The 11,707-nt window shown below is 67.8% G+C and carries 10 protein-coding genes; 6 read left to right on the top strand and 4 right to left on the bottom strand.

All coding sequences use genetic code 11. The features are described from left to right. Positions 1-14 precede the first annotated feature (14 nt). The 3 genes from ACL03I_RS31865 to ACL03I_RS31855 form a co-directional block, all read right to left on the bottom strand. The gene (locus ACL03I_RS31865) at positions 15-1,199 is read right to left on the bottom strand and encodes a cytochrome P450 family protein (protein WP_355076656.1); all 1,185 of its coding nucleotides are present in this window, start codon (positions 1,197-1,199) and stop codon (positions 15-17) included. Between the two features lie 533 nt (positions 1,200-1,732). After that, positions 1,733-2,470, bottom strand: a complete 738-nt coding sequence (locus ACL03I_RS31860) for a GNAT family N-acetyltransferase (protein WP_412807684.1) — start codon at positions 2,468-2,470, stop codon at positions 1,733-1,735. A gap of 118 nt (positions 2,471-2,588) precedes the next feature. After that, on the bottom strand, positions 2,589-4,046 hold the full coding sequence (locus ACL03I_RS31855) for an MFS transporter (RefSeq protein WP_412807683.1): 1,458 nt from the start codon (positions 4,044-4,046) through the stop codon (positions 2,589-2,591). Between the two features lie 206 nt (positions 4,047-4,252). Here ACL03I_RS31855 and ACL03I_RS31850 point away from each other — a divergent pair, with 206 nt between their 5' ends. From ACL03I_RS31850 to ACL03I_RS31840, 3 genes are all read left to right on the top strand, one after another. Continuing rightward, positions 4,253-4,828 carry a TetR/AcrR family transcriptional regulator gene (locus tag ACL03I_RS31850; RefSeq protein ID WP_412807682.1) on the top strand — a complete coding sequence of 192 codons (576 nt, stop codon included), beginning with the start codon at positions 4,253-4,255 and terminating at the stop codon, positions 4,826-4,828. Between the two features lie 74 nt (positions 4,829-4,902). Next, positions 4,903-5,691, top strand: coding sequence for an oxidoreductase (locus ACL03I_RS31845; RefSeq protein ID WP_412807681.1), 789 nt, complete (start codon positions 4,903-4,905; stop codon positions 5,689-5,691). Between the two features lie 159 nt (positions 5,692-5,850). Further along, positions 5,851-6,675 (top strand): MBL fold metallo-hydrolase, encoded by an 825-nt coding sequence (locus tag ACL03I_RS31840; RefSeq protein ID WP_355076647.1) that lies wholly within the window; start codon positions 5,851-5,853, stop codon positions 6,673-6,675. Between the two features lie 78 nt (positions 6,676-6,753). Here the strand turns inward: ACL03I_RS31840 and ACL03I_RS31835 are convergent, their stop codons facing one another. Next, on the bottom strand, positions 6,754-7,785 hold the full coding sequence (locus ACL03I_RS31835) for an amidohydrolase family protein (RefSeq protein ID WP_355076645.1): 1,032 nt from the start codon (positions 7,783-7,785) through the stop codon (positions 6,754-6,756). A 174-nt stretch (positions 7,786-7,959) separates the two neighbouring features. Here ACL03I_RS31835 and ACL03I_RS31830 point away from each other — a divergent pair, with 174 nt between their 5' ends. Genes ACL03I_RS31830 through mhpA form a run of 3 tightly spaced genes read left to right on the top strand, consistent with a single transcriptional unit; the run spans position 7,960 to position 11,566 of the window. Further along, the gene (locus ACL03I_RS31830; protein WP_355076643.1) at positions 7,960-8,823 is read left to right on the top strand and encodes an alpha/beta hydrolase; all 864 of its coding nucleotides are present in this window, start codon (positions 7,960-7,962) and stop codon (positions 8,821-8,823) included. After that, the gene (locus ACL03I_RS31825) at positions 8,823-9,851 is read left to right on the top strand and encodes a VOC family protein (RefSeq protein WP_412807680.1); all 1,029 of its coding nucleotides are present in this window, start codon (positions 8,823-8,825) and stop codon (positions 9,849-9,851) included. Before ACL03I_RS31830 ends, ACL03I_RS31825 begins: the two co-directional genes overlap by 1 nt. Beyond that, a complete protein-coding gene (mhpA, locus tag ACL03I_RS31820; RefSeq protein ID WP_412807679.1) occupies positions 9,848-11,566 on the top strand; it encodes a bifunctional 3-(3-hydroxy-phenyl)propionate/3-hydroxycinnamic acid hydroxylase MhpA in 1,719 nt (572 codons plus the stop codon). The genes ACL03I_RS31825 and mhpA overlap by 4 nt, the downstream gene beginning before the upstream one ends. The last annotated feature ends 141 nt before the right edge of the window (positions 11,567-11,707 follow it).

The raw sequence follows: 11,707 nt of genomic DNA, 5'->3' as shown, positions 1-11,707 counted from the left end.
CCGCCCCATCGCTGTCAAACGAACGCCAGGGGCGGAGACGCCGGAAAGGTCACCGGAACGGCCGCCGGTGCGCGGTGGAAGGAGCTCGGCAGCCACTCCAGTTCGTCGGCGGGGACCGACAGCCGGATCTCCGGAAGGGCGTCCAGCAGTTGGTCGAGCGCTTCCTGGACGATGACCATGGCGACCGACTGGGCAGGACAGGTGTGTGGCCCGGCGCCCCAGGCCAGGTGCGACCGGTTGCCCTGGCGCTCGCCTGCCACCGCCGCGGGATCGTTGTTGCACGCCGCCAAACCGATCAACACCGGTTGGTGCTGGGGCAGCCACACATTCCCGACGATCTGCGGCTGGTTCGGGTATCGCACGCAGGAATTCGCAGTGGGAGGATCGGTGAACAGCACCTCGTCGATGGCGTCCCGGGTGGACAGCGCTCCGCCGAGCAGTTCGCCGCCGAATCGTTCATCGGTCACCAGCAACAGCACGGTGACCGCGATGAGGTTCCACGTCGGTTCGGCGCCCGTGGTGTACAACGAGGCCATCTGCTGCACGAGTTCGGTTTCGCTCAACCGAGCCGGATGCTGTACCAGCCAGGACGCCACATCCGCCGCGGGCGCCGCGCGTTTGGCCGAGATCACCTCGAGCATCGCCGCGGCGAGCGTTCGATGGCTCGCCTCCGCCGAGGCCGCGTCGGCGGCGTCGCGCAGGCTCATCATCGCCGTGTAGGCGTTCTGCCGGACCTCCGGCGGGAATCCCAATACCTCTTCCAGCACCCTGACGGTGAGCGGGATCGCGTACTGGCTGAGCAGATCCGCCGAACCGGCCACGCAGAAACCGTTGATCAGCGACAGCGCGGTGCGTTCCACGGTGTCGCGCAGCGTGTGCAGGTCGATGCGATCGAGGCTGCCGGTGACGGCGTTCCGGTAGCGAGCATGCTCCTCTCCCGCTGTCCGCGACGCGTCCGGCCGCCAGCGCATCGCCCACGGCACCGGACATCCTTCCGGCACGTTCTGTTCCCATACGCTGGGATCGGCCGAGAAATGCACGGCGTCGGTGAGCACGTCCAATGCCGTGCGGTAATCGATGATCAATGTCGCGGGCACCTCCGGCGCTACTTCGACCGGGACGAGCGGGCCGTGATCGCTGCGCATCCGCCGGTATGCGGCGTGCGGGTCGGCCGCGAACTCGTTCGAATACAGCTTCACCCTCGCGCACCGTGGCGATCGAAGGGCAGCGCAAGAGACGAGGGATCAGTCAAGACAGGCTCCTGGAACGAAATGCACGATCGAGAGCGGAATCCGCACGACTTCTCTGGCGTACGCGAATCCGGCCCTGCGCGGAATGGCCGGGTCGGCTACCGAAGGAAAGCGTGTGCGAGAGAACGACGACACGCAGTGGGTGAAAATAGTCGCAGGCCTGCCGATCGGATCGTGAATCCTGGTGATCCGTATACCCGGTGCCACCTCGACACTTCTGAACTCCCCTGCTTACGCCGCCGGCATTCGGTGCCACGGCCGAACCCGGCCGTCATACCGACCGGTCCGCCAAAAGTGTTCGACCGCAGCGTAATTCGACTAACGAGGGGAGCATACCGAGGTCTGTCGTCCTTCGCAGCGCGAGCAATTCGAGACAATCATGCCCCGCGAGACATTCGCCTCCGCGACGTTCTGCCCGGACATGAATATTTGTAAACGCATCTCTAACAAAGCGTGAACTGATCACCCCCCGACGCGGTGCGTCAAACCATGACACTCGTGGGCGACGACTGCGCAGGGGCCTGCACGACAGTCAATTTCGAACGTTTGCGCAGCGTGAATCCCAGCGTCTCGTACAAATGGATCGCCGATGTATTGCCGGCGGAAGCGTGCAGAAACGGTGTCTCACCCCGCGCGCGGATGCCCGCGCCGACCGCGCGGACCAGGCGCGTAGCGAAGCCGCGGCCACGGAATCCGCCGTCGGTGCACACGGCGCTGATCTCGGTCCAGCCCGGCGGGTGCATGCGCTCCCCGGCCATCGCCACCAGTCTGCCGTCGACCCGCAGCCCCAGATAGGTGCCCATCTCGATGGTCCGCGGAGCGAATGGGCCGGGTTGGGTGCGAGCGATCAGCTCGAGGATCTCGGGCACGGCCGCCGCGGTGAGCCGTTCCAGTTCCGGGTCGTGGGCGACGCGCAGGGCGGTGCCGTCCATCTGTACCGAGTCCATGTGGTTCAGGACCGTCCAGCCGTCGGGCGGCACGTGGCCGTAGCCGCGCAACGCGGTGCTGCCGCCCGGCCCGAGAAGTGTGGCCAGGTCGGCCCAGTCTCGTTCGTCCAGCACCGGCGGGTGGCCGACGAACCTGGCGACCTCCGGGTCGTAGCGGCCGATCCGGCCCACCCAGCCGGCGAACCGGCGGTGTTCGCCACGCAGCGACGCCCGCACCGGGTCGTCGAGCGGGTGTCGCGAGGTATCGACGTCGACAATCGAATCAGTGGTCACCGCGTACTCCTCCACAACAGCGTCCGACGAGAGAACGTTAGCGAGGCGCACGATCACCCGACACTGGTTGCGCTCACCGCGATTCCGATGCATCGACCCGCGTGGAGGCGCGGGCGAGTCATCGCGCGTGTGTCGAAACCATCGATGTCTGCGGCGTATTCGCGCCGGTGCGGAAGTCGGGCGCGAACGCCGCCACTGTCGCCAGGGCCGAGGCCGCGAAGCACAGCAGCACCGCCCAGCCAAGTGACGCCGACGACGCGGTTCCACCGAATGCCAGTAGTACGCCGGTGGTCATGGCGATGCAGAACGTGGCCGACAGCCGCTGCGTCAACTGTAGGAAGGACGCGGCCACCCCGTGCAACGACGAGGGTGAGAACGCCAGTGTCACCGCCCGCAGCGGCGGCTCCACCACGCCGCTGGTGAGACCGCAGGCGACTTGGATCGCGGCCAGCACGAGGAACAGAATCCACCCGTCCAGGAACAGTGTCGTGGCGGCGGTCGCCGCCATGCAGGCGGTTTGGACGACGAGCCCGTAGGCTACGACCACGGACCCGTGCACCGCGAAAAGCCGTTGCCCCCAACGCGCCGCGAAGATCCGGGCCAGCGCGGAGGGAATCAGTGCCAGCGCGACCACCAGTGCGGGGATCTTGTGGACCTGGAGGAAGTACACCGTCTTCACCGTGGTGAACGCGAGCATCGATCCGAACCACAGCAGCGCCACCACATTTCCCGTGACGTAGCCCCGGGAACGCATCAACGGTGGCGCGAACAGCGGCAGACGGCCGCGGCGGGCGTATACGCGCTCCCAGAGGGCCAGTCCGATGACGAGAAGGCCGCTCGCGACGACGATGGCGGCGACCGCTGGGGCGGGGAGACCTGGATCGATGACGGGGATCGTGACGATGACGACGAGCAGCCCGAGCGCCGCGATCCCTGGGAGGTCCAGATCGGTCGAGCGGCGCCCACGGACGTCGCGAGGGAGCCCGCGGAGGCCGAGCGCGACCGTCGCGAGCGTGAACGGCACGGGCAGCACCAGTACGGCGCGCCAGCCCAGATCCGGCGGCAGCATCCAGAGTGCCGTTCCGGCGAGGACCGGCCCGGCGATCGCGGCCAGCGCGCCCGCGGTGGTGTACGCAGCGAGAGCGCGCAGGCGGGCGGCTCCGGTGAAGACGTCCTGGATGACGCCGAGCACCTGCGCGCTGATCACCCCCGCGCCGAAGCCCTGCACCAACCGGCCCGCGATCAGCGGCCACGCGCCGGGGGCGAACGCGGAGACGACGGCGCCCACGAGGAAAAGCCCGAGTCCGGCGACGAACAGGTTGCGGCGGCCGTACGCGTCGCCGAGCCGCCCGGCGGGGGCGAGCCCGAGGCCGAAGGTCAGCGAGTACGACGCCAGGTACCACTGCACGTCCGAGTTCGCCAGACCGAGCGTCGACCGCACGTCCGGCGCCGTGAAAGCGACCGCCGCGGAGTCGAGCAGCGTCGCGAAGCCCGCCCCCAGGCAGCACCAGAGAGCGGCAGCCCGATCGCGGATGACCGGTGGGCGGGTGACCGAGGATTGCGGTGAGTGCCTCAACTCGGCGCCTGTCCCGCACCACCGTGCGGCCTGATCCGGCCGCCGGTGGTCGTCGCATGCATGCCGGAAGTATCGAGCCGCGACGAATCGATCGGAAGCTTTAGGATCGCCCCGATCTCATGGCCGATGCCCGGCAGGCGGGCCGGAGAGGCGCCGAATCACACGCTTTCTTGACCTGCCGGTCGAAAACTATTACGGTTCAAATCATGGGCAGGCCGCGCAACTTCGATCCGGACACGGTGGTGGAGCGGGCCATGGAGGCGTTCTGGACCCATGGGTACGCCAACACCTCGCCCGCGCAGCTGGCCGAGGCCACCGGGGTCGGCAAGGGGAGTCTCTACCACGCTTTCGGTAGCAAACGCGCGTTGTTCGACCAGGCTTTGGATCGCTACGACCGGCTCGGTGCCGAGTTGGCCGCCGAGATCCTGTCCCGCCCGGGTTCCACTCGCGACTGTCTGGCCACGTTCCTGTGCGGTCTGGTGGATTCCGACCTGGCCCAGCCGGTTCGGCGCGGCTGCTTGGCGGTGAACACCGCCATGGAACTGGGCGGACACGACCCGGAGATCACCCGCGCGGTCCGCGCCATGCAGGACCGTGTGATCGGAGCGTTGGAGGCTCGCATCGATCAGGGGCGGCGCGACGGTGACGTGCGCGCCGGGGCCGACCCTCGGGCGGCGGCCGAATTCTTGATGAACACCATCGTCGGCCTGCGAGTGATGGCCAAGACCTACGATGCGTCCACGTTGCATCGCGTCATCGATACCGCTTTGACCAGCCTCTGAATTCCGATGCCCGACCGTCGGCCCGCTTGCTGCCCACATTGTTGACCTGTAGTTCAAGAAAGAAAGGTTCCCTCATGGATCTCGAACTGTCCGGCAAGACCGCCGTCGTCACCGGCGCCAGTCGCGGCATCGGCCTTGCGGTGGCGGAGGCGTTGACCGCCGAAGGTGTCCGGGTGGTCGGCGCCGCGCGCACCATCACCCCCGAGCTCGAAAAGGCCAGTGTCGCGGCCGTTCCCGTCGACCTCTCCACTTCCGAGGGCGCGACTCGGTTGATCGATGCCGCCCTCGAAGAACTGGGCGGCGTCGATATCGTGATCAACAACGTCGGCGCGGTGAACGCCGCGCGCCTGGAGTTGGGCGGATTCCTCGAGGTCGATGACGCGCAGTGGCGCGAGCTGTTCGACCTGAATCTGTTCAGCGCGATCTGGGTCACCCGTGCGGCCCTGCCCAGCCTGCTGGAACGGCGCGGCTCGATCGTCACCATCTCATCGATCAACAAGCATCTGCCCGCCGCGGGCCCGGTCGGTTACAGCGAGGCCAAGGCCGCGTTGACCGCGCTCACCAAGCGGCTCAGCGAGGAGTTCGGGCCGCGCGGAGTGCGGGTCAACACCGTCTCTCCCGGCGTGGTCGGCACGCCGCTGTGGCGTGGACCCGACGGCGTCGGCGCCAAGTTCGCTGCTGCCCAGGGGCTTTCGCAGGAGGAACTGCTCGCGGCCGTGCCCGAGCAGTTCGGCATCGCCTCCGGCCGGATCAGCGAGCCGGAGGAGGTCGCCGCTCTCGTCGCCTTCCTCGCGTCACCGAAAGCCGCGAATATCGTCGGTGCGGACTACGTCATCGACGGAGGCACCTTGAAGATCGCCTGACGAGGTCCGCGGCGGGAGTGCTCTCGTGCTCCCGCCGCGTGGTCTCCCGGGTCGAATGCGTTCGCGCACTTGGTATCACGAGCTCCGCCGGTATTTGTCGCGTCCGGAAGCGTCAGCATGTAGCGTGGCTGGTCGGACGGCGCGGATAGGAGCGGACTGGTGCGTGTCCATCATCTGGATGCCGGGGGAACTCGTCCCTTCGGAGGCCGTTTGTTCGACGGCCGGCCGGGGTTTCGGCGTACGGCTGCCGGAGCTTGCCACTGTTTGTTGATCGAGCACTCCGCTGGATTGGTCCTGGTCGACACGGGTTACGGCGAGCAGGCGCTGTCGCGGCCGGATGCCTGGGTGGGGCGTCAACTCATCCGGCAATCGAATCCGGTTCTGGACCAGCCGATCGCACGGCAGATCGAGGCGCTGGGCTTCTCCCGCGACGATGTCCGCGACGTCATCGTCACGCACCTCGATCTCGATCACGCCGGTGGCCTCGCCGATTTCCCGCAGGCCACCGTGCATGTGCACCGGGCGGAACTCGATGCCGTCGCGGGCCCCTTCGGCAGGCGCGAGAAGTTGCGGTATCGGCCGGTGCAATTCGAGCACGGACCCGAGTGGTCGGTGTACGACGAAACCGACAGCGACGCGGAGCGCTGGTTCGGGTTCCAGGCGGTGCGTGAACTGCGGGGGCTGCCGCCGGAAATCCTCATGGTTCCGCTGGCCGGACACACGCGCGGTCATGTCGGCGTCGCGGTCGACACCGGAAACGGCTGGCTGTTGCACGCCGGTGACGCATACACCTATCACGGGCAGATGCGTGCGAAGCCGTCGATGCCGTTGGGCGCGCGAATCTTCCAGTGGTACGTGGACACTCGGCGACAGTCCCGCATCGAGAATCAGCAGCGGCTACGGGAACTCGTCCACGACAACGGCGACGCGGTGACGGTCTTCTCCGCCCACTGTGCGACGGAGTTCGAACGACTTCGCGGTTGACACCCGACGCCCGGAGCGGCACGCGCCTATGATCCGACACCGAAGGATCGGTGCGACGGCCGGCGCCGAAGGCCGGGTTCAGCGCCGGGCGATCGCCCGCGCCACGCTGCGAAAGAGTTTGCGCCGAAGGCTCGTCCGTGCCCTGGCGAGCAGCGGTGGCTCCGGCGCCGGTGCGGTCGCACCGAAGCGGGGGAAGAGCGCGATGGCATTGTCGCGCTGAATGTTTCGTCGCGTGCTGTCGTCACATCCGGGAAAAGTGTCGAGCCCGGCGTTGAAATAGTGGACCGCGGGTTCGGGCGCGAAGGGCCAGTCGCTGCCGTAGAGCACGTGCCCGGGTTCGGCGAACGCGAGCAGGGACGGCAGTGCCGCCGCGCTCGCCGACAACGCGGTATCGAAATAGAACCCGGCGAAGTCGTCCAGGATGTCCAGCGGGCTGCGCCCGGTGTCGTTGAAGATGGCCAGTGCCATGCGGTGTGCGGCGTAGGGGACGAACCCGCCTGCGTGGGCGAGGACGAAGCGGATGTTGGGATACCGCCGCCGAATGCCATTGCGTACGAGCAGGTACGCCGCGCGGGTGGTGTCGAGCAGGAAATCCGCGGCGAATGGCGCGACGCCCGGCACGGCGGGCGCGGGCAGGTCCGCCGGGTGGACGAACGCGACAGCTGATCGCCGGTCCAGCACCCGGAAGAGGTCGTCCTGCCCGTCCTCGCCGAGATAGGTCCCCGCCGCGTTGCCGAGCAGCACGACGCCGTCGGCGCGCAGGTCGTCGAGGGCGCGTCGAGCCTCGTCGGCGGCAGCGGTGACGTCGGGCATGGCGAGGGTGGCGAAGAACCCGAACCGGCCGGGTTCGGCCTGTGCCAGCGCGGCGGTGTAGTCGTTGACCGAACGGGCGAGTGCGGCCGCCTGTGCCGGCTCGGCCAGGAAGGTGGTGCCGGGCGTCGACACCGACAGCACCGCCGAGGCGATCCCGGCCCGCGCCATCGACGCACGCGCCGCCTCGGGACTCCACTCGGGCAGTGCACGCCCGCCCGGGGCGGTCACACCGTGCGCCCGCAGCGCTTGGGCATAGTCCGGCGGGATCACGTGCTGATGCACGTCGATGCGATTCATGGGGTTCCAGCAGTCCTTTCTCCGGGCGCACCGGGCTCGAAGAGGTCCGGACCCTCACTCTGGCGCACTCCCGGGGCGTTGCGCAAGCAATTCTGATGATTTCATCATTTTTGCTTGACAGACTATTTCTACATAACTGATGATTACATCAGATAGACGATCTGGGAGGTAGTGATGACAACCGGCAGTGCCGCCGAGACCGGGCGGATGATCCGGGTCGGCAATCGAGACATCTTCTACAGCGAAGCCGGCGCGGGCGCCGCCGTGGTGCTCTTGCACGGGGGCGGACCTGGAGCCAGCGGCAGGTCGAACTACTCCCGCAACATCGAGGCGCTGGCCCGGCGTTTCCGAGTGATCGTTCCGGACATGCCCGGCTACGGGCGCTCGACCAAGCGCATCGACCAGTCCGATCCGTTCGGCGACTTGGCCGCGGCGGTCGGTGGGTTGCTCGACGCCCTCGATATCGACTCGGCACACCTGATCGGCAACTCCTACGGGGGAGCGGCGGCGTTGCGGTTGGCCATGGACCGACCCGAGAAGGTGCGGAAACTGATCCTCATGGGCCCCGGTGGGGTGGGCACCACGCGCGCGTTGCCGACCAAAGGCTTGCAGTCGCTGCTGTCCTATTACGGCGGTGACGGCCCGAGCCGGGCCAAGCTGGCCGAGTTCATCCGCGAGTATCTGGTTCACGATGCCGGCGGTGTCACCGAGGAGATCATCGACGACCGTTATCGGGCCAGTCTCGATCCCGACGTGCTCGCCGATCCGCCCTTGCGGCGTCCCTCGGGACCGTCGGCATTGCGAACGCTGTGGCGGATGGACTTCACCCGCGACGCCCGGTTGCCGGGCGTGCGCAATCCGACGCTGGTGATCTGGGGCGCCGAGGACAAGGTGAACCGGCCCGGCGGTGGGCGCATGCTCGCCGAGCGGATGCCCAACTGCGATCTTTACCTGGCGGCGGAGACCGGCCACTGGGTGCAGTGGGAGCGCGCGGAGCTGTTCAACGCGCTGGCCGTCGCGTTCCTGGGAGCGGCGTGATGAGCGAGCGCACGGGCCGGGCAACCGGTGGGTCGGTGTTCGGCGCGGTGCATCTGGGCTATGTCGTCGTGCATTCGCGGCGACTGGCCGACTGGCGTCGGTTCGGCGGATTGGCCATCGGGATGCACGTCGACGAACTGGACACCGACGTGTTGCGCTTCCGTCTGGACGACCACGCCTGCCGCTTCCTCATCCGGCACGGCACGGCAGAGGACGTCACCGCGCTGGGCTGGCAGGTGGACGACCACGAGACCTTCGACCGCATCCTTGCCCGGGTGAGCGACCGCGGCGTGCCGATCGAGGAAGGCACCGCCGAGCAGGCGGCCGCGCGCGGCGTGCAGCGCCTGTGGCGCTTCCCCGGCCCCAAGGGCGTCGCCACCGAAATCTTCACAACGCCGGTGACCAGTCCGGAACCCTTGCGGATGCTCAGTTCCGGCTGGGTCACCGGCGAGGCGGGGATGGGCCACGTGGCGATCGTCTCCCGTGAACCGGAGTCGATGCGCGGCTACTACGACACGGTGTTCGACGCGCGGTTGACGGACTACATCGACGAGAACATCTCCGGCTTGACGATGAAGATCCGGTTCTTGCGAGTGAACGAGCGTCACCATTCGATCGCGATCGCGAACCTGCGCGGGATGAAGATCGATCCGCTGCGAACTCGGGTGCAGCACATCAATATCCAGTCCGCGAGCCTGGAGGACATGCTGGCCGCGTTCGGCCGGGTCACCGATCTGGGTTTCCGGATGGCGTGGTCGGTCGGCCAGCACACCAACGATCGCGAATTGTCGTTCTATTGCGTGACGCCGTCCGGTTTCGAGCTGGAGGTCGGCTGGAATCCGGTGGTGATCGGCCCGGAACTGGAATCGACCTGGGAACCGAGCACCTATCAGGGCATCAGCATCTGGGGCCACACCACGGTGGGGGAGACGGTGCTGGACAAGTTCGCCCAGTTCCGGCAAGCCCTGCGGACCATCAGGACTCCGGAACCCACTGTCGCCGAACTGACGGGAGGACTGCCGCGATGAACGACTTCGATGTCGATGTGGTGGTGGTCGGCCTCGGCCCGACCGGTTTGACCCTGGCCAACCTGCTGGGACGGCGAGGGGTGCGAGTGCTGGTGCTGGAACGGGAGCCGGAGTACTACGGGATGGCCCGCGCGGTGTACACCGATGACGAAGGCATGCGGGTCTTCCAGACCGCCGGGGCCGCGGACGAATTGGCGGCGGACATGAACGTCGATTCGACCGTGCAGTGGGTGCGCGGGGACGGCTCGGTGCTGGCGCAGTTCCATCAGACCGACCGGCCGCTGGGCTGGCCCGTGGTCAACTTCCTGTACCAGCCGTATCTGGAGAACACGCTCGAACGGGCACTCGACCGCTATCCGCACGTCACGGTGCGGCGCGGTCGCGAGGCGGTCGACTTCGACCAGGATGCCGACGGCGTGCACGTCGAGCACGCCGAATGCCGGGGTACGGGCTACGGCAAGCGTCCGGCGGACACCGATCCGCGCACGGCCGAACGGGTGCGGGCGAAGTTCCTGGTCGGCTGCGACGGCGGCCGGAGCGTGGTGCGCACCAAGCTCGGTATCGAGATGTCCGGCACCAGTTTTCCGGAACGGTGGCTGGTCGTCGATCTGAGAGCCCGTGAGGGTGTCGATGCGTTCCGGCATCTGCCGTATTTCAACTTCGTGTGCGACCCGGAACTGCCGATCGTGTCCTGCCCGCAGCCGGACCGGCATCACCGGTTCGAGTTCATGCTGTCGGAATCCCAGACCAACGAGGAGATGGAGGACCCGGAGACCGTACGCCGCTACATCGCACGCTTCGTCGACCCGGACGAAGTGGAGGTGCTGCGCAAACTCGTCTACACCTTCAACGCGGTTGTCGCCGATCGCTGGCGCGACGGGCGGATCCTCGTCGCGGGCGACGCCGCGCACATGACCCCGCAGTTCATCGGTCAAGGCATGAATTCCGGAGTGCGCGATGCGGACAACCTGTCCTGGAAGCTGACCGCGATCATCGAACACGGTGCGGCGCTGGACATCCTGGACAGCTACGAGTCCGAGCGGAGGCCGCACGCGAAGGCGATGATCGATCTGTCGGTATTGAACAAGCAGATCGTCTCGCTCGACAACAAGCTGCTCGCGGCGGCCAGGGACATCGGGCTCACCACCGCGCTGCGGGTGCCGGGGCTCGGCGGCTGGATCCGCGGCGCGAAAATGAAACCGCGGCCGCGCTTCCGTCGCGGCGCCTATCTCGGTCTGCCCCGGCGCGTGCTGCGTGGTATCGAGGGAACCCTTGCCCCGCAACCGGACATCCGCGACTACAACGGACGTCACCGGCGCTTGGACGAGGCGTTGGGCATCGGATTCGCGGTCCTGGGCTACGGCACCGATCCGCGCCGGGCCTTCGGGCCGGAGCAATTGGCATTCCTGCGTGGTCTCGACGCCGCCTTCGTCACCGTGTATCCGCTCGGTGGACGCCCGCAGGGCAAACCGGGCGACGGCCGCGACGACGTCACCGACATCGAAGACCACACCGGCACTCTGACCCGCTGGTTCGGCAAGGCCGGACTGCGCCCCGGCGGCGTCCTCGTGCTGCGCCCCGACCGATTCGTCTTCGGCGCCGCCGCGGCCGGGCACGGCGCGTCATTGGTCACCGAACTCGCACGGCAACTGGGCATCTTTCCGATGTCGCGAGTGGAACAGCACGACACCCGCGCGCAGTACGAGCAGGCCTGACAACCTCGCGCGGCATGTTCCCAGCTGCGGCCGGGGTGGCAGCGGCCCGGACGCACCGGCATCCGCATCGGGCTGCCGGTCCGAGGCCCGCGCGCTGCCTTGCCGCCCGATCCGGCCTCAGGGAGTCGGGCGAGTCGCGAT

Origin of the sequence: Nocardia sichangensis (assembly GCF_047200615.1) — a bacterium.
Lineage (GTDB): Bacteria > Actinomycetota > Actinomycetes > Mycobacteriales > Mycobacteriaceae > Nocardia > Nocardia sichangensis.
Note: the sequence above shows the minus strand (reverse complement) of the source record. Positions and strands in the feature narration are given on the sequence as shown.